Origin of the sequence: Actinocatenispora sera, from assembly GCF_018324685.1 — a bacterium.
In the GTDB taxonomy this organism is placed as follows: domain Bacteria; phylum Actinomycetota; class Actinomycetes; order Mycobacteriales; family Micromonosporaceae; genus Actinocatenispora; species Actinocatenispora sera.
Genome location: NZ_AP023354.1, coordinates 5021317 through 5039429, shown reverse-complemented (window position 1 = coordinate 5039429; position 18113 = coordinate 5021317). Strand labels below are relative to the sequence as shown.

General features: G+C 72.1%; 16 protein-coding genes. 5 read left to right on the top strand and 11 right to left on the bottom strand.

The window, feature by feature from the left end:
* Positions 1-35 precede the first annotated feature (35 nt).
* Entirely contained in the window at positions 36-932 is an 897-nt protein-coding gene (locus Asera_RS23885; RefSeq protein ID WP_035297362.1) for an NAD-dependent epimerase/dehydratase family protein, read from the bottom strand.
* Between the two features lie 112 nt (positions 933-1044).
* On the opposite strand from Asera_RS23885, the gene Asera_RS23880 reads away from it, so the two are divergent.
* On the top strand, positions 1045-1743 hold the full coding sequence (locus Asera_RS23880) for a TetR/AcrR family transcriptional regulator (RefSeq protein ID WP_030447441.1): 699 nt from the start codon (positions 1045-1047) through the stop codon (positions 1741-1743).
* A 3-nt stretch (positions 1744-1746) separates the two neighbouring features.
* Here Asera_RS23880 and Asera_RS23875 read toward each other — a convergent pair whose 3' ends face one another.
* The 4 genes from Asera_RS23875 to Asera_RS23860 form a co-directional block, all read right to left on the bottom strand.
* Positions 1747-2748 (bottom strand): phosphotransferase family protein, encoded by a 1002-nt coding sequence (locus Asera_RS23875; RefSeq protein ID WP_035297360.1) that lies wholly within the window; start codon positions 2746-2748, stop codon positions 1747-1749.
* A gap of 98 nt (positions 2749-2846) precedes the next feature.
* Complete coding sequence (locus Asera_RS23870; protein ID WP_157034942.1) at positions 2847-3419, bottom strand: hypothetical protein; 573 nt, start codon at positions 3417-3419, stop codon at positions 2847-2849.
* A 163-nt stretch (positions 3420-3582) separates the two neighbouring features.
* Positions 3583-4242 carry a response regulator gene (locus Asera_RS23865; protein ID WP_030447438.1) on the bottom strand — a complete coding sequence of 220 codons (660 nt, stop codon included), beginning with the start codon at positions 4240-4242 and terminating at the stop codon, positions 3583-3585.
* Complete coding sequence (locus Asera_RS23860; RefSeq protein WP_244844003.1) at positions 4236-5903, bottom strand: sensor histidine kinase; 1668 nt, start codon at positions 5901-5903, stop codon at positions 4236-4238. The genes Asera_RS23865 and Asera_RS23860 overlap by 7 nt, the downstream gene beginning before the upstream one ends.
* A gap of 207 nt (positions 5904-6110) precedes the next feature.
* On the opposite strand from Asera_RS23860, the gene Asera_RS23855 reads away from it, so the two are divergent.
* From Asera_RS23855 to Asera_RS23845, 3 genes are read left to right on the top strand one after another with little or no spacing between them, the layout of a single operon-like run.
* Complete coding sequence (locus tag Asera_RS23855; RefSeq protein ID WP_030447436.1) at positions 6111-6914, top strand: ABC transporter ATP-binding protein; 804 nt, start codon at positions 6111-6113, stop codon at positions 6912-6914.
* Entirely contained in the window at positions 6904-7791 is an 888-nt protein-coding gene (locus Asera_RS23850) for an ABC transporter permease (RefSeq protein WP_244844002.1), read from the top strand. The genes Asera_RS23855 and Asera_RS23850 overlap by 11 nt, the downstream gene beginning before the upstream one ends.
* A gap of 37 nt (positions 7792-7828) precedes the next feature.
* A complete protein-coding gene (locus tag Asera_RS23845; protein WP_030447434.1) occupies positions 7829-8875 on the top strand; it encodes an ABC transporter substrate-binding protein in 1047 nt (348 codons plus the stop codon).
* Positions 8876-8947: 72 nt separating this feature from the next.
* On the opposite strand, the gene Asera_RS23840 is transcribed toward Asera_RS23845, so the two are convergent.
* The 5 genes from Asera_RS23840 to Asera_RS23820 form a co-directional block, all read right to left on the bottom strand.
* Positions 8948-10021, bottom strand: coding sequence for an LCP family protein (locus Asera_RS23840; RefSeq protein ID WP_084131976.1), 1074 nt, complete (start codon positions 10019-10021; stop codon positions 8948-8950).
* Positions 10022-10252: 231 nt separating this feature from the next.
* On the bottom strand, positions 10253-11311 hold the full coding sequence (locus tag Asera_RS23835; protein WP_030447432.1) for an LCP family protein: 1059 nt from the start codon (positions 11309-11311) through the stop codon (positions 10253-10255).
* Between the two features lie 43 nt (positions 11312-11354).
* Entirely contained in the window at positions 11355-12194 is an 840-nt protein-coding gene (locus Asera_RS23830) for a hypothetical protein (RefSeq protein WP_035297358.1), read from the bottom strand.
* Positions 12191-12697 carry a SigE family RNA polymerase sigma factor gene (locus Asera_RS23825; RefSeq protein WP_030447431.1) on the bottom strand — a complete coding sequence of 169 codons (507 nt, stop codon included), beginning with the start codon at positions 12695-12697 and terminating at the stop codon, positions 12191-12193. The genes Asera_RS23830 and Asera_RS23825 overlap by 4 nt, the downstream gene beginning before the upstream one ends.
* Positions 12698-12904: 207 nt before the next feature.
* Positions 12905-14530, bottom strand: coding sequence for a glycoside hydrolase family 10-like protein (locus Asera_RS23820; protein WP_051802522.1), 1626 nt, complete (start codon positions 14528-14530; stop codon positions 12905-12907).
* A 302-nt stretch (positions 14531-14832) separates the two neighbouring features.
* Here Asera_RS23820 and Asera_RS23815 point away from each other — a divergent pair, with 302 nt between their 5' ends.
* Positions 14833-16938, top strand: coding sequence for a transglycosylase domain-containing protein (locus Asera_RS23815; RefSeq protein WP_084132044.1), 2106 nt, complete (start codon positions 14833-14835; stop codon positions 16936-16938).
* 112 nt (positions 16939-17050) lie between these two features.
* Here Asera_RS23815 and Asera_RS23810 read toward each other — a convergent pair whose 3' ends face one another.
* Positions 17051-18079 (bottom strand): S66 family peptidase, encoded by a 1029-nt coding sequence (locus Asera_RS23810; protein WP_030447428.1) that lies wholly within the window; start codon positions 18077-18079, stop codon positions 17051-17053.
* Positions 18080-18113 lie beyond the last annotated feature (34 nt).

Sequence of the window (18113 nt, the reverse complement as noted above, 5' to 3'; positions counted from 1 at the left end):
GCCCCACCCGATTCGCGCGGCACCGCCCGGGCCGATCAGGCCGGTACCGAGGCGAGGACGGTGGAAAGCGGGGTGGCGGTGAGCGCGAGGGCGGCCTCGGTGGTGCTGCTGTCCATGGTGAACGGCCGCGCCCACTGGTAATAGGTGGTACGCATCTCGCGCAGGAACGAGTTGGCCAGCCCGGTGCTCCACAACACCGGGTAGGGCAGTGCGGTGATGCGGGGCTGCGGCGCGCCGATGACCGCCGCGTACCGGTCGGCGAGTTCGCGGACGGTCAGCGGCGCGGCGCTCGGCACCAGCCAGGCGCGGCCCCAGGCGGCCTCCGTGGTCGCCGCGGTGACCAGGGTGCGGGCCATGTCGGTGATGGCGGTGAAGGTGTGCGGCACGTCGACCGGCAGCACCGAAAAGCACCGTTTCCCGGCCCGGATCGGTGCGCCGAGCACGGCGCTGAACACCGAGTTGGCCTCGATGTAGTCGCCGGCCCGGACCTCGGTGGTGCGGATCCGACCGGCCTCGTGATCGGCCAGCGCGTCGCGCCACATGTCCGCCCGGATCCGCAGCTTCGGGTGGGTGGCGGCGAGCGGGGTGGTCGGCGTGATCGGCCCGTCGACCGGTCCGTACCCGTACAGGCAGCTCGCGGTGGCGAGCACGGCGCCGGTGCGCGCGGCGGCGACCCGCAGCGCGGAGGCGAGCGGTGGCCAGTCGGTCAGCCACTGGTGGTACTGCGGGTTCGCGCAGTTGTAGAGGGCGACGGCACCCGTGGCCAGCTCGGTGAGCCGGTCGGCGTCGGTCGCGTCGGCGGCGACCCGTTCGACCTCGGCCGGGCCGGACCCGCGGCGGGTGACGACGCGTACCTGTTCGCCGCGCTCGAGCAGGACCCGGGCGGTGGCGGTACCGACGGGGCCGCCGCCGACGATCACGTGCAGAGCCATGATGTTTCCTCCGTTCACAAGGGAGAGCGATGCTCTCGTTTGAGACCACTATTCGCTCAACTCCTGCTCGCTGTCAAGAGCACTGCTCTCGGTTGTGTGCGATACTCGCAACATGGTGGAGCGTGGCACGTCGATTCGGGCCCGGGTCCGGGCCGAGTTGACCGAGGAGATCAAGAAGGCGGCCCGGGCGCAGCTCGCGGTCGAGGGCGCGAACCTGTCGCTGCGCGCGATCGCTCGCGAGCTGGGTATGGCCTCGTCCGCGCTGTACCGGTACTTCGGCAGCCGGGACGACCTGCTGACCGCGCTGATCATCGACGCGTACAACGGTCTCGGCGAGGCCGCCGAGACCGCCGACGCGCAGTACCGGCGACGCAGCGACTTCGCCGGCCGGTGGCTCGCGGTGGCGCGGGCGCTACGCGGGTGGGCGCTGGCCGCGCCCAGCGAGTACGCGCTGGTGCTCGGCAGTCCGGTACCCGGCTACCGGGCGCCGCTGGACACCACCGCGCCGGCCAGCCGCACCCCGTACGTGCTGGTCGGCATCGTCGGCGAGGCGCGCGACGCCGGTCGGCTGGCGCCGGTCACCGAGCCGCCGCTCCCGGCCCCGCTGCGGTCCGAGCTCGCCGACGTGGCCCGTCGGGTCGAGACCGACCTGGACGAGCACCTCCTGGCGCGCACCCTGCTCGCCTGGTCCCAGCTCTACGGCGCGATCAGCTTCGAACTGTTCGGCCAGCTCAACAGCTTGATCGACCGCCGGGCCGAGTGGTTCGACTTCCAGGCCCGCAGCATGGCCGGCCAGATCGGCCTGAGCTGACCGTCAGCCGCGCGTCACCGACATCGGCCGGTCCGGATCGAAGGCCAGCGCGGCGCCCAGGTTGTACTCGGCGATCGCGGTGAAGGCGGCGCGGTTCGGGACGTCGCCGTCGAGCAACCGCAGCGGCCCGGCCACCAGCGACAGGTGTTCGGCGAGGGTGTAGCAGCGAAGCCTGGCCTCGTCGAGCGGCCCGCGCACCAGATCGGGATGGTGCGCGCCGAACCGGATCCGGGCGAACGCGTGCTCCCACTCCGGGTCGAAGTACATCGCGCCCTCGATGTCGATCAGCACCGGCGTGCCGTCCGGCCGCACCAGTACGTGGTCGCCGCCGAGCTCGCCGTGCACCAGCCCCACCAGCGGCCGCGGCGCCACCCTCTCGTACAGCGTGCGCAGCGTTGCGGCCAGCCGGTCCTCGGCGGCGGCGAGGCGCGGCTCGCGCCGCGCCGCGTCGGCCAGGTCGGCCAGTGCGCGCTCGTAGACGAGGCGCTCGCAGCGCGTCTCGTCGATCCGAACGCCGGAGTCGACCGGGCCCACCTTGCCGATCGCCGGCGCCGGGCAGCAGCGCATTCGGTCCAACGCGGCCGCGAGAGCGTCCATCGTGGCCGGTTGCGGACCCTGCCGCAGCAGCGTCTCCAGCGACGGGCCGGGAAGATCGCCGACGACCACCGCGTCGGCGTCGACCCACCGCCGCCGCTCGTCGCGGAACAGGATCTCCGGCACCCCGACGCCGAGCGCGGACAGCCGGCGGTGCGCGTCCAGAAACAGCCGGCACCCGCTGGCGTGCGCGAACGGGTCGGCCGGGCCACAATTCCGGCGTGCCGTCGCCGGCCAGAAGTCCTCGTCGGGTCGCCACAGGTAGACCACGACCGCGCCGGCGTTGTCGAGCCGGACCCGGTAGACGCCCTTCTTCGAGCCACCGGCCAGCCGCCGGATCGCCACCGGTCGGCGACCGGTCGCGGCCCGCACCAGCGGCGTGAGCTCGGTCAGGTCTGCCGTCCGGCGCATGCCGTCACCTCTCTTCGCGGACGGCGATCATGACACCGGCCGCACCACCGCGCCAAGGAGGTTTCGGACGATGCGGACGCGCGCCGCGCCGGCCGTCGTCACCGGTTCGCCGGGGCGGGCCCGGGGTGCGCGGCCTGCAGGAAGTCGGTCAACTCGCCCGGCCCGATGCCGAGCTGACCGGCCCGCTGCGCGGCCATCAGCAGCAGCTGGGCGACCAGGTCGGTGCCGTGCTCGGGATCCGACGACCACTCCCAGAGCTTCTCGAAGCCGAGATCGCTCGCCTCGGCGGCGAGCCCGTAGCCCGCCCGCAGCTCCGCCACCGTGTCGGCGATCGCGGCGAGCCGGGTCGGGCCCGGCCGCACGCAACGCAGCCCGGGCAGCTCGGCGCCGAACCACCGGCAGCCGCTCGGCGGCGACGAGCGCACCGCACGGTAGTCGCCAGCCGGCCCCAGCGGCACGAACAGCAGCACGAAACCGTGCACGGCTCGCCCCGACGGATCCGCCAGGTCGACGCGGATGTCGTGCCGTGCACCGGATCTCGACCACCCCAGCCGGGCCCCGAGCTGCTCGCGCAGCTCCCAGGTGATCGACCGCGGATCGTGCACCAGCACCTGCTCGCCGTCCGGCACCGTTGCCACCCAGCCGTCGTCACGCTGCTCGACTGTCGCCACGAATCGCCTCATCGCCCGCCCCCGATCTCTCGCACCGGTGGATCGATCGGCCGCCGACGGCGGCACCGATGGGGGAGAGGCTAGGCGGGGGGTACGACATGTTGTGCCCACCGGCGCCGCAGCTGGTCGGCGCGCGGCGGTGACCGCGGCTCGAACCCGCCGTTTAGCCGGGCAGCCAGACGTACAGGTGCTCCGGCCGTCCGGTGGTGCCGTACCGCAGCGTCATCGTGGCGCGACCGGACTCGGCGAGCGAGGCGAGGTAGCGCTGCGCGGTGGCGCGGGCGATCCCGAGCTCGGCCGCGACGGCGGCGGCCGAGCGCGGTTCGGTGGCCGCCTGCAGCGCGTCGGCGACCAGCCGGGCGGTCACGGGGGAGTGGCCCTTCGGTGCGGCCGTCCGGTCGCCCTCGTGCAGCAGCCGGACCGCCCGGTCGATGTCGGCCTGGCTCAGCGGGCCGGCCGCCGCCAGCGTCGCCCGGTACCGGGCGTAGCCGCGCAGCCGGTCCGCCAACTGCTCCGCGGTGAACGGTTTGACCAGGTAGTTGAGCGCACCGAGGGCGTACGCGGCGCGTACCGTCTCGGCATCGCCGGCCGCGGTGAGCATGATCGTGTCGACCGGCACGTCGTGCAGCAGCGTCAGCCCGGAGGCGTCCGGCAGGTACCGGTCGAGCAGCAGCAGGTCGGGCCGGGTCTCGGCGATCAGCCGGCGCCCCTCCGCAACGGTACGGGCGGTGCCGACCACGGTGAACCCGTCGAGCTGCTCGGTGAAGGCGACGTGCACCTCCGCGACCCGGAAGTCGTCCTCCACCACCAGTACCTTCAGCACCCCGCCTCCTCCGGTCCCGCCTGCCGGCCGTCGACCAGTACACCAGCTGCGCCGGGGCTGTCGAGGGTCGCCGGCAGCTGCGCGACGAACACCGCGCCGTGTCCGGCCTCGCCGCCCACCCCGGCGTCCGCGGCGCCGGCGTCGGCGAGGCGGACGTCGCCGCCGAGGCTGCGGGCGGCCTGCCGGGCGAGCGCGAGCCCGAGCCCGTGCCCGGTGCTGATCCGGGTGGTGAACCCCTCGGCGAAGATCTGCGCCCGTAGCCCGGCCGGTACCCCGTCGCCGGAGTCGGCGACCGACACGTGCAGCGCGGCCCCGTCGGCGAGCAGGGTGACCTCGACGTACGCGGGTTGCCGGGTGCCCAGGCGGGCGGCCCGGACGGCGTTGTCGACGAGGTTGCCGACCACCGTGGTGACCGCGACCGGCGCGGTGACCCGGCCGGGTACCCAGCTGACGTCGGCGACCCCCAGCCGCACGTCGGCCTCGCCGGCCTCGGCGGCCTTCGCGGACAGGAACGCGTGCAGGTACGGGTCGCGGATCCCGTCCGGCGCCGGCCCGAGCTCGGTCGGCGCGTCCTGCAGCGCGTGCAGGTACTCGACCGCCTCGGCGTGGTGGCCGGTCTGCAGCAGGCCGGCGAGGGTGTGCAGCCGGTTCGCGAACTCGTGCCGCTGCGCCCGGACCGCGCCGGACAGCGACCGCACCGTGTCCAGCTCGCGGGTCAGCGTCTCGATGTCGGTCCGGTCCCGCAGCGTCAGCACGGTGCCCAGATCGTGGCCGTCGCGATGCACCTGGCGGCTGGTGGCGACGAGCACCCGGTCGCCGGCGATGGCGATCATCCGTTCCTGGTCGGTGCGGCGCGACAGCGCGGCGCGGACCCGGATCGGCAGGGCCAGCGCGGCGGCGCGGGCACCGACCGGGGGCCGGCTGCCGAGCAGGCGGGCCGCCTCGTCGTTGCACACGGTGATCCGCCCGCCGGCGTCGGTGGCGACCACCCCCTCGCCGACGCCGTGCAGCACCGCCTCGCGCTCCTGGACCAGTTCGGCCAGCTCGCGCGGTTCCAGCCCGAGCGTCTGGGTCTTGAGCCGGCGGGACAGCAGCGCCGAGCCGGCGACGCCGAGCAGCAGCGCGCCGCCCGCGAACAGCGCCGCGTCGGCGAGCACCCGCAACCAGTTGGCCCGCACGTCGTCGGCCGCGAACCCGACGCTGACCTCGCCCACGACCCGGTGGTCGGCCGCGAAGACCGGTACCTTGCCGCGGGCCGACCAGCCGAGCGTGCCGCGCTGCACGTCGACCACGTCGTGCCCGGCGAGCGCCTCGGACGGGTCGGTCGACACGTGGTGGCCGATCTCGGCCGGGTTCGGGTGCGCGAGCCGGATCCCGCGGGTGTCGGTGACCACGACGAACAGTGCGTGTGTGGCGTGCCGTACCCGTTCGGCATCGGTACTGACGACCGGCACGTCACCGGCCGCGACGGCGTCGGCGATGTCCGGGTCGGCGGCGACCGCGTGAGCCACGGCGAGCGCGCGCCGCTCGTACTGGTCGGTGAGCTGGCGGTCCATCAGCCAGCCGACGAGTGCGAAGCCGACCCCGACCACGAGCAGGACGACGCAGATCTGGAACAGCAGGATCTGCCGGGCGAACCGGATGCGCGCCAGCCGGCGCACCGGCCGCGCGCGCGTAATGCGCGAAACGGCATTAACGCTGCTTGAACGAACAATTTCGAGAAGGTTCCGCACGTGAGCCAGTTCACCTAACGTTCCGCGCCGAGGCAAGAGTCGCGCGGCGATCGGTCCCGGCGAGCGAGCCCACCGGTCTCGCCGGCGGCGTCGTCGAGGTCACGAGAGCGACCGGTCCGGCAGGGAGGGAAGTCCATGAACGACCCCGTGATCGAACTCCGGGGTGCCACCAAACGGTTCCCGAGCGGGACCGGCCAGGCGCACACCGCCGTGCGCGAGTTGACCATGCAGGTGTCCGCCGGGGAGTTCGTCGCCGTGGTCGGCCCGACCGGCTGCGGCAAGTCGACCACCCTGTCGCTGGTGTCCGGGCTGGAGCCGGCCAGCGAGGGCGAGGTGTACGTGCGCGGCGAGCGGGTGCGCTCGATCCCGCGCGGCGTCGGGTACATGTTCCAGAACGACGCGATCCTGCCGTGGCGCTCGGTGCTGGACAACGTGGCGGCCGGGCCCCGGTACCGGGGCGCGAGCAGGTCGGCGGCCCGGGCGACGGCGGCGACGTGGGTGGAGCGGGTCGGCCTCGCCGGCTTCGCGAAGTACTACCCGCACCAGCTGTCCGGCGGCATGCGCAAGCGGGTGGCGCTGGCCCAGACGCTCGTCAACGAGCCCGAGATCATGCTGATGGACGAGCCGTTCAGCGCGCTGGACGTGCAGACCCGGTCGCTGATGCAGGACGAACTGCTGCGGCTGTGGGCCGGTACCGGCGCGGCCGTCGTGTTCGTCACGCACGACCTGGAGGAGGCCATCGCGCTGGCCGACCGGGTGGTGGTGATGACCGCGAGCCCGGCCACGGTCAAGGACGTGTTCGCGGTGCCGCTGTCGCGCCCCCGCAACGTCGAGGACGTACGGCTGACCGCCGAGTTCCTGGAGATCTACCGCGAGGTGTGGGAGAGCCTGCGGGTCGAGGTGGCCCGGGCCCGCGAGGAGGCCAGCCGTGTCGGGTGAGCATCTGTCCACAGTGGACGACGGGGCGGTGGTCATGGCCGCCGAGCAACGCGACGCCGGGGTACCGGACCTGGTGGCTCGCCGCCGCCGGCGGCGCGGCGCGGTCTGGGCGGTCCGGCTCGCCGCGGTGGTGGTGTGGCTGGTCGGCTGGCAGCTGACCGCGACGTACTGGATCGACCCGTTCTACTACTCCAAGCCCACGGCGATCTGGTCCCGGCTGGTCGGCTGGTTCAGCCACGGCACCGCGTTCGGCTCGATCTGGACCCAGATCGCGGTGACCCTGCAGGAGGCGGTGTTCGGGTTCGCGATCGGCGCGGTGGCCGGCGTCGTGCTCGGCATCGTGCTGGGCCGGGCCCGGTTCCTCGCCGAGGTGGCGGCCCCGTTCATCAAGGCGGCGAACGCGGTGCCGCGCATCGTGCTGGCGTCGCTGTTCATCATCTGGTTCGGCCTGGGCATGTCCTCGAAGGTCGCCACCGCGATGGTGCTGGTGTTCTTCGCGGTGTTCTTCAACGCCTTCCAGGGCGCCCGCGAGGTCGACCGCAACCTGGTCGACAACGCCCGGATCCTCGGTGCCAGCCGGATCGCGGTACTGCGCACCATCGTGGTGCCCTCGGCCACCTCGTGGATCTTCGCCTCGCTGCACTCGGCGTTCGGTTTCGCGTTGATCGGTGCGGTGGTCGGCGAGTTCACCGGCGCCGACAAGGGCCTCGGGCTGCTCATCAACAACGCACAGGGCACGTTCGACTCGGCCGGCATCTACGCCGGAATGATCGTGGTGACCGTGCTCGCGCTGGTCGCCGAGTGGCTGATCTCCACCGCCGAGAAGCGGCTGCTGCGCTGGCGCCCCCCGACCGCGAGCGCCGAGCTGCAGACCTGACGGCGACACTCGTTCCCTTACCCCGCAAGGAGTTTCGATGAGAACACGGTCCATCGTCTGCGCCGTGCTGGCGGCGGCGCTCACCCTCACCGCGGCGGCCGGCTGCCGCGACTCGCGTACCGGCGACCAGGCCGGCGCCGCCGGCGCCGACGACCACGTCTCGATCATGGTCGGCGGCATCGACAAGGTCATCTACCTGCCGGCCAAGCTGACCGACCAGCTCGGCTACTTCAAGCAGGAGGGCCTGGACGTCAAGCTGCTCACCGAGCCGGCCGGCGCGCAGGCCGAGAACGTCCTGATCTCCGGCGACGTGCAGGGCGTGGTCGGCTTCTACGACCACACCATCGACCTGCAGACCAAGCACAAGTGCGTCGAGTCGGTGGTACAGATGGCCGACGTGCCGGGCGAGGTGGAGATGGTGGCGAGTGACAAGGCCGGTCAGATCCGCTCGCCGAAGGACTTCAGGGGCCGCAAGATGGGCGTCACCAGCCCCGGCTCGTCCACCGACTTCCTCACCCAGTACCTGGCGAGCAAGCAGGGGCTGACCGCGGCGGACTACACCACGGTCAAGGCCGGCGCCGGGCAGACGTTCATCGCGGCCATGGAGAACGGCGGGATCGACGCCGGCATGACCACCGACCCCACGGTGGCGCAACTGGTCAGTACCGGCAAGGGCAAGGTGCTGCTGGACATGCGCACCGAGCAGGGCACCCGGGCGGCGCTCGGCGGGCTCTACCCGTCCAGCTCGCTGTACATGGACTGCGCGTACGTCAAGGCGCATCCGCAGACGGTGCAGAAGCTCGCCAACGCGATGGTCAAGACGCTGAAGTGGATCCACGCGCACTCCGCCGAGCAGATCGCGGCGAAGATGCCGGCCGACTACGCCAACGGCGGCAAGCAGCTCTACGTCCAGTCGGTCAAGAGCACGATCGGCATGTTCAATTCCGACGGCCGGATGGACCCGAGCGCCGCGCGCAACTCGCTGAAGGTACTCGGCTCGTTCTCGCCGAACGTCAAGGGCAAGCAGGACACGGTCGACCTGTCGAAGACCTACACCACCCAGTTCGTCGACAAGGCCAAGTGACGACGGCCCGGTGACCCGGCGGCGGCCACTCCGGTACCACCGGGGTGGCCGCCGCCGGGTCACCGCGGCCGGTCAGCCGGCCGACTTGCCGGTGCCCTCGCCCTTGCTGACCAGCTCGGGGTGCGACAGCAGCAGGTCGTCCACCTTGTCGGTGCGCAGCGCCTGGAACAGCTGGTCGTCCAACGGCTGGACGACGCCCTCGTTGCCGTCGGCCAGCGTGGTGTGTGCGATCTGCAGGGTGGTGATCTTGTCCGGGCTGATCTTGCGGAGTGCCAGCACCAGGTCGACCACCTTGTACCCGTTGAGGTCGGTGGTCAGTGCCTTGCCGGCGGCGCCGATGACGCTGTTGATCTTGGTGGGATTGGTCAGCACGCCGGCGCTGGTGGCGCGCTTGAGGATCTGCTTGATGAACTGTTGCTGCATCCGCTGCCGGCCGTAGTCGGAGTCGGAGTAGGCGTACCGCTCGCGGACCAGCGCGAGCGCCAGGTCGGCGTTGTAGTGATGGCAGCCTTTCTGGAACGTGTGGTGGCCCAGTGACGGCTGGGTCGAGGTGAACGTCTTGTCCACGCACAGCGTCACGCCACCGAGTTCGGCCACGATCGCCTTGAACCCGTCCCAGTTGACCAGCGCGGCCATGTTGAAGTGGGCGCCGGTGAGCTGCTGCACCGTGGTGTGCAGCTCCTGCATACCGCCCTTGATGTCGTTGACGTCCTTCATCCCGTTCGGGAAGGCGGCGTTGATCTTGGTGGTCTCCCCGCCCTTGCCGGTGCGCTTGTCGACCGGGATCGTGACCTCCAGATCCCGCGGGATCGACAGCAGGTAGGCGTGGTCGAGCGAGGCCGGGATGTGCAGCCACATGATCGAGTCGGTCCGGGGCAGCTCGCCGGAGGATTTCCAGCTCTTGCGCATGTCCGAGCCGGCCATCAGCATGTCGATCGGTCCGGTCACCCGGCTGTCGTGCTGGGTGTTGCGGTTGTCGCCGTCGCCCAGCAGGTCATCCTGGGCGACCGAGTTGTTGACCTTGTCGGCCACGGCGACGGTGCCCGCGTAGACGCCGGTACTGGTGATCATCAGTACCAGTCCGGCGATCAGGCACAGTTTCGTCCACCAGGGACTGCGCCTGCGGTTCCGGCGGCGTCGGCTCATCAGGTCACTCCTTGTTCATCGCGGTGGGGGGAGTCGTGGTCAGGTGTTTCGGGGGGTGACCACGTTGTCACGCGACGCGGCATTGTCGCCGTCTCCGGGACGTGCCGCTTTGTTCGCCTCCTACCTTGCCGTACGGATCGGCGGCCGCGCGGGGCGACCCGGCACACCACGCGTGTGGCGAGCCGCTGGTTGCGCTCCGTTCGGGTACCGCCGACGGCACGGTACAGGGAGTCACCGGCCGAGCCCCCGGCCGTGTGCCACCAGCTCCGGGTGGGTCGGCACGAACTCGTCCATGTTGTCGGTCCGCATCGCCCGGAACAGCTCACCATCGATCGGTTCGACCAGCTTCTCGTTGTAGTTGGGCAGCGTGGTGTGGGCGATCTGCAGGCTGGTGATGCTGTCCGGGCTGATCTTGCGTAGCGCCAGCACCAGGTCGACCATCTTGTACCCGTTGAGGTCGGTGGTCAGTGCCTTGCCGGCGGCGCCGATCACTCTGTTGATCTTGGTGGGGTCGGTGAGCACGCCCGCGCTGGTCGCCCGCTTGAGGATCTGCTTGATGAACTGCTGCTGCATCCGCTGCCGGCCGTAGTCGGAGTCGGCGTAGGCGTACCGTTCCCGGACCAGGGCCAGCGCCAGGTCGGCGTCGTAGTGGTGGCAGCCCTTCCGGAAGGTGTGGTGGCCGACTGTGGGCTGGGTCGAGGTGAACGTCCTGTCCACGCACAGCGTCACACCACCGAGTTCGGCCACGATCGCCTTGAACCCGTCCCAGTTCACCAATGCCGCCATCGAGAAGCTCGCGCCGGTCAGCTTCCGCAGCGTGGCGTGCAGGTTCTGCATGCCACCGGTCACGTCGTCGACGCTGGTCATGCCCCACGCGAACGCCGCGTTGACCTTGGTGCTGACGCCGCCCATGCCGGTCTTCGCGTCGTACGGGATCGGTACCTCCAGGTCCCGCGGAATCGACAGCAGGTAGGCGTGGTCGTGCGACGCGGGCACGTGCAACCACATGATGGTGTCGGTCCGCGGGTTTTCCGTCTTGTGGCGGTGCCACGACCGCCGCAGGTCCGATCCGGCCAACAGGATGTCCAGCGGCCCGCTGACCCGGCTGCCGTGCGGGGTGTGCCTGCGGTGGTCGCCGAGCAGGTCCGCCTGCGGAACGGCCCGGTCGACCCGGTCGGTCACCAGCACGGTGCCGGCGTAGCTCACGCCGCTGACCAGGACCAGAATGATCCCGGCGACCAGGCAGAGCCTGGCCCACCACGGGCTGCGGATGCGGCGTCGGCTGGCCATCGGGACTCCTCGATCGGTAGGGGTGTGCACGGCTGCGGGCAGGTCAGTCACCGCTGACCAGACTCGGCCCGGTCACCAGCCGGGCCAGGTCGGTGCCGGACATCGGCGGCGCCGGCAGCGGAGCCTTCCCCGGGTGGACGCCTTGCTGGTCGGCGCTGACCGTGACCCAGTGGCCGGCATCGAACGCGGTCGCGTACCGCACGGTGCTGCCGTCGGGCAGGTCCTGCACGTCCAGCCGGACCGCCACGCCGCGCACCGACGTCATCGAGCACCGCGTTGCCGTACCGGTGTGCCGCAGCGGGATCGTCGCGTCGCACGCCGAGCCAGCGGGCGGGTACCGCACTCCGTTCGTCCAGGTCACCCACAGCGAGCCGGCCCGGCCGTCGCGGTAGATGTCGGTGTGCGCGTCGATCCGCCAGCGCCCGTCCGCCCGCGCGGGCCCGGCCGGGGCGGTGTAGCCGCGCACCTCGTAGCCGAACCCCCCGTACCGCACCAGATCCGTCTTCGGCACGGTGTAGCCCGGCGGTACGGCGTGGGTCAGGGTGTCGAGCAGCTGGGCGGCGCGGGAGAGCAGATCCGGCCCCGCCGTGTTCGGTCGGCGGGACGGCAGGAAGTGCGTCACGTTCGGCGTCGGGTGCGGCGTGTACCCGCGGGCGATGCCGCGCTGCGGCGGCACGGACGGTTCGGCGGACAGCAGGCCGGTGGCACCGGCGGTACCGGCTGCGGCCAGCAGCACGGCGGCCAGCGCGGTGGCGGACGCACCGACCGTGCGGCGACGCCGGGCGGCGCGTCCGGCCGTCAGCACCCGGCTGACATCGGGCAGCGGTGGCTCGGGCGTGTCGAGTGCCCGCTGGAACAGGTCGGTGACCTCGTGGTCGGTCATGCCGGATCTCCCGCGCCGATCGAGTAGCGCTCGGGCAGCGCCCGGCGCAGGGTCTCCAGCCCGCGTGCGGTGTGGCTCTTCACCGTGCCCTCGGTGATACCGAGCAGCTCGGCGGTCTCCGCCACCGACAGGTCCTCCCAGAACCGCAGCACCAGCACGGCCCGCTGCCGGCTCGCCACCCGGCCGAGCGCCGCCGCGAGCACCATCCGCTCCTCCGGCGCGGAGGCGTCGATCGCGACGTCGGGTACCGCGTCGGTCGGGTACTCGCGGCGCGACCCGCGGCGCTTCTCGTCCAGGAAGGAGCGCACCACGATGCGCCGCACGTACTGGTCGAGCCGGTCGTGCGCCGACACCCGGTGCCAGGCGAGGTAGAGCTTCGTGTACGCGGTCTGGACCAGGTCCTCGGCGGTGTGCCAGTCGCCGCACAGCAGGTACGCGGTGCGCCGCATCGACGCCGCGCGCGCCTGGTAGTACGCGGTGAACGCGTCGTCGCGTCGGCCCATCCGGCGGTGCTCCCTCCGTGCCCGTGTGGGTTAGACACGGGCCGGCCCGCGCCGCGGGTTGTCATCGTCGGGCCGAAAAAACGCCAAGCTCGATGCTGCGCGCTCGACCGGCCGGGCCAGAATCGCCAGCCGGACTGCCGGGATTGGCCGGGTACGACACTGCCGGGGTGGCTTGGTGGCCGCCCCGGCAGTCGTTCGACCTCGGTGTCAGTGCACCGTACGGGTGGCGGACAGCGGGCTCGCCACCTCGGTGGGGCTCAGTGCCAGTACCGCGTAGCTGTGCGTGCCGGTACCGGCGGTGGTGTCGGTCCAGCGCTGCGCGTGCCCGGTGGCCCGTACCGTCGCGATCAGGTTGCCGGCGTCGACGACCGGTCGCGCACCGCGGCCGTCGAACCGGAAGATCGCGTAGCTGATGGGGCGCAGCGACCCGGTCGGGTGGAACCGCAGGCTCACCCCGTCGCCGGTGCGTACCGCGTGGGTCAGCTGCGGGCGTCCCGGCGCGCGCGGGTCCAGCCGCGGCATCGCCGGCGGCAGCGCCGGGTGCTGGTAGTGGTCGGCGACCAGCCGGCTGGTCGCGCCGAGCGTGTCGGCACGCACCTCGGTCGCGGAGAAGTAGACGTTTCCGGCCACCTCCGGGTACTGCGCGTCGAGGTCGAGGTGGCGGGACAGCTCGGCCTGGTCCTGCCAGGCGGCCGGCTGACCGGCGGCGCCGACCTTGTAGGTCGCCTCGCCGATGTAGAGCTTGACCGGGGTGTCGCGCACCTGTTCGGCCCACCACGGGGTGAGCTTCGCGTAGTCGGCGACCGCCAGCCCGATGTTCCAGTAGATCTGCGGGTTGATGTAGTCCAGCCAGCCCTGCTTGACCCACTTGCGGGTGTCGGCGTAGTTGGCGTTGTACGACTCGGTGCCGCCGGTGTCCGAGCCGGCCGGGTCGCTGGCGGCGTTGCGCCAGATGCCGAACGGGCTCACCCCGAACTGCACGTGCGGCTTGCGGGCGTGGATGCGCTGGTACATCTCGCTGATCAGCAGGTCGATGTTGTGCCGGCGCCAGTCGCCGATGTCGTCGAAGCCCGCGCCGTAGGTGGCGAACGTGTCGGCGTCCGGCAGCTCCTGCCCGGCCACCGGGTACGGGTAGAAGTAGTCGTCGAAGTGCACGGCGTCGATGTCGTAGCGCAGCGCGTCGAGGATCGCGTCCTCGACGAACCGCCGTACCTCGGGGATGCCGGGGTTGTAGTAGAGCTTGGGGCCGTAGGCGAAGACCCAGTCCGGGTGGCGGCGGGCCGGATGCGACTCCACCAGCTTGCTCGGGTCGGTCTGCATGCTCACCCGGTACGGGTTGAACCAGGCGTGCAGCTGCAGGTTGCGCTTGTGTGCCTCCTCGACCGCGAACGCCAGCGGGTCGTAGCCGGGGTCGACGCCCTGGGCGCCGGTCAGGTACTGCGACCACGGTTCGTACGGGGAGGGCCAGAACGCGTCGGCGGTCGGCCGCACCTGCAGCACCACCGCGTTGAAGCGCAGCCGTACGGCGAGGTCGAACCAGGCGGTGAGCTGGGCGCGTTGTTCGGCGGCGGGCAGCCCGGTCGCGGACGGCCAGTCGATGTTGACGACGCTGGCGATCCACATCGCGCGCAGCTGCCGCAGCGGCGCGTCGGGGTCGACGGTGGCGCCGGCCGGGGCGGGCGGTTGGGCCCGGGCGGCGGTGGGCAGCAGCATGCCGGGGATGGCGGCGACGCCGGCGGCGAGGGCGGTGCCGGCGGCGAGCGTACCGAGCCGGCGGCGGGTCAGCGGGGTGCCGAGCAACCGCTCGGGCAGGTCGGGACCTGACGGGGGCATCTGAAGTTCCCTTCAAGCCTTGAGGTGACGTTCGTAAGGAAGTTTCACGCCCGGCGGCCCGGAACGCAACGATCCGCACGGCTCGACACCGAACGGGTCGGGTCCGGCACGCCCCAAGCCCGGCATAACCGGTTCAGGAGGGTGAATCGGGTGAGTCGGCTAAACCGGCCGTGCCGGGCCGGTTACTGAGTACTGGCCGGTACCGGGCAGTGAATCAGCTCCCGATCCGGTGAAGTACTGGCCGCCGGCGGCGCGGCCGGCAGAGGGTTGCGGGAGGTACGCGCGATGCGACGGAGGTGGCGATGCCGAGCACGGCACGACGGTCCGGCCTGACCAGCCTGATGACCCTGCTGCTGTGCGGCGTGGCGGCCGGCCTGGTCGTCGCGGCGGTGGCGTTCCCGGCCAGCGCGCTGTCCGGCCTCGCGCTGCGTGCCGCGGGCGGCTCCTGGGACGACCTGCCCGCCGCGCTCAAGTCACCGCCCACCCTCCAGGCGTCCTACCTCTACGCCAACGACGGCACGACGCTGATCACCACCTTCTACGACGAGAACCGCAAGGCGGTGTCGCTGTCGGCGATCGCGCCGGTGATGCGCAAGGCGATCGTGGCCGCCGAGGACACCCGGTTCTACCAGCACGGCGGGGTCGATCCCCGCGGCGTGCTGCGGGCGCTGGTGGCGAACGGCTCGTCCGGCGCGGTCAGCCAGGGCGCCTCCACGCTGACCATGCAGTACGTGCGCAACGTGCTCAAGACCGATCCGAGCCTGACCCCGCAGGAGCGCGCCGACGCCACCAAGGACACCGTCGGCCGCAAGATCCAGGAGATGCAGTACGCGACGGCGCTGGAGCAGCGGCTGTCCAAGGACGAGATCCTGCGCCGCTACCTCAACATCGCCTACTTCGGCCACGGCGCGTACGGCATCTACGCGGCCAGCCGCACCTACTTCTCGGTACCGCCGAACCGGCTCACGCTGCGGCAGGCGGCGCTGCTCGCCGGGCTGGTGCAGTCGCCCGACGCCGACAACCCGGTCACCGGCGACCGCAAGGCCGCGCTGCAACGTCGCAGCTACGTGCTCGACTCGATGGCCAAGGCCGGCGACATCACCCGCGGCCAGGCGCGGAAGGCGAAGGCGTCGCCGCTCGCGCTGAACCCCAGTGCCACGCCGAACGACTGCGTGTCGGTGCCGGCGAACCACAACGACTGGGGGTTCTTCTGCGACTACGTCAAGCAGTGGTGGGACGCGCAGCCCGCGTTCGGCCGGACCGTCGCCCAGCGCGAGCAGGCGCTCCGGCAGGGCGGGTACAAGATCGTCACCTCGCTGGACCCAGACACCCAGCGCGAGGCGCTGGACCAGTCGCTGTCGGTGTACGACTACGACAACGCCCGCGCGCTGCCGATCGCGGTCGTGCAGCCCGGTACCGGGAAGGTCAGCGCGCTCGCGGTCAACCGGCACTTCAGCCTGGCGAAGAACCCGGACGGCCAGAACGGGTACCCGAACACCACGGCGCAGCTGATCGCCGGCGGCGGTGGCGTCGACGGGTACCAGGCCGGGTCGACGTTCAAGATGTTCACCATGCTGGCGGCGCTGAGCGCGGGCAAGCCGCTGTCCACCGGGTTCGACGCGCCCGGCCGGCTGCAGACGAAGTGGCCGGACTCGGGGCCGGCGAGCTGCGGCGGCTACTACTGCCCGGGCAACGACAACCCGTCCTGGATGGACGGCTACCGCACCATGTGGACCGGCTTCGGCCGGTCGGTCAACACCTACTTCGTCTGGCTGGAGGAACAGATCGGGGCCGACAAGGCGGTGGCGATGGCGAAGAAGCTCGGCATCACCTTCCGCGCCGACTCCGACGCCCAGCGGGCCGCGCACGAGGCCGACTCGTGGGGCTCGTTCACCCTCGGCGTCGCGGACACCACCCCGCTGGACCTGGCCAACGCGTACGCGACCGTTGCCGCGCAGGGGAAGTACTGCGCGCCGACGCCGATCGTCTCGATCACCGACGCGCACGGCGACAGGGTCTCCGCCGGTGGACCGGACTGCCACCGGGCGGTGAGCAAGGGGGTCGCCGCGGCCGCGGCCGACGCGGCGCGCTGCCCGGTCGGCCAGCAGGCGGCCGGCGGCCACTGCGACGGCGGTACCGCGACCGAGGTGGGCAGCATCCTGTCCGGCCGCTCGGTCGGCGGCAAGACCGGCTCCTCGGAGAACAACGCCACGGAGACGTTCGTCGGGTTCACCCCGCAGATCGCGGCCGCCGGCATCGCCGCGAACCCGTCCGACCCGTCCGACTACGTCGGCTCCGGCGTGTCCGCCGCGGTCGACCGGGCGGTGGCGCAGACCATGCGTACCGCCCTGCGGGGCACCACCTCGACCGAACTGCCCGCCCCACCGGCCAGGCTCACCGGCGACTGACGGCTCCGCAGGCACCGGCGGCCTCGTCGCCGCGGTAGCCCGACCGGTGTGCCACCGGTCGGCCCCTGGATCGTTGGGGCCGCGCCGCATGTCGGTGCGCGGGACCGCGGTCTCAATCCAGGGTCTGCTCGATCCGGCCGCTGCCGGCGGCGTACCGCACGGTGGCCCGGGCGCCGTTGACCAGCGGCAGGTACGGCGCCACGTGGCCGCACTCGACGTCGGCGAGGATCGGTACGCCCAGGCCGCCGAGCGCATCGAGCACCGCGTCGCCCTGGCTGAAGCCCGGTGCATCCGGCGCGCGGGTCCGGCCGACCAGCACGGCGTTGGCGGCGTCGAAGAAGCCGGACAGCCGCATCCCGTGCAACTGCCGGGCGATCGAGAACGCGTTGTCCTCGACCGCTTCGACGTACACCAGCAGCCCGTCCGGCGCGTACTGCCGGGCGAAGCCGGTGAGGTCCCCGTACACGCTGCCGGCCACCGCGGACATCGTCTCGACGCAGCCGCCGATCAACCGCCCGGAGACCTCGACCGGACCGTCGCCGTCCAGCCGGCGCCAGGCGCCCGGCTCGGTCAGCGGCATCGCGGTGACCGTCGGGTCCTTCGTCCAGTCGTCGAAGCCGGGCCGCCGGTACCGGCCGGGGGACACCTGCTCGATCGACCCGCCGGCCGGCAGCGTGACGAGCTCCAGCCAGTTCACCAGCCCGGCCGGCGTCTCGTACGGAGTGTCCATCAGGTTGTTGCCGTGCACGGTGGCGACGCCGGTGCGCAGCGTCAGCGGGGTGAGCAGCGTGGAGATGTCGGAGAACCCGACCAGCCAGGTCGGTTCGGCCGCCCCGATCGCCGTGAAGTCCAGTAGCGGGAGCAGGTCGACGGCCAGTTCACCGCCCCACGGGGGCACGACGGCCCGGATCGTCGGATCGGCGAGCATCCCGGTCAGCTCGGCGGCCCGGTCGGCGACCGGCGCGCTGACGTACCGGTCGGCTCGGATGCAGTCGCCGACGACGACCTGGTAGCCGCGGTCGCGCAGCACCGAGCAGCAGAAGTCGAGCCGGGGGCGCAGCGGGTCGGCGACGCCGGCGGACGGCGCGGTGACGCCGATCCGGTCGCCGGGCTGCAGCGGACGGGGGTAGCGGACGATCATGGCACCAGTCTGGCAGCCGTGCCGGCCGGTACCG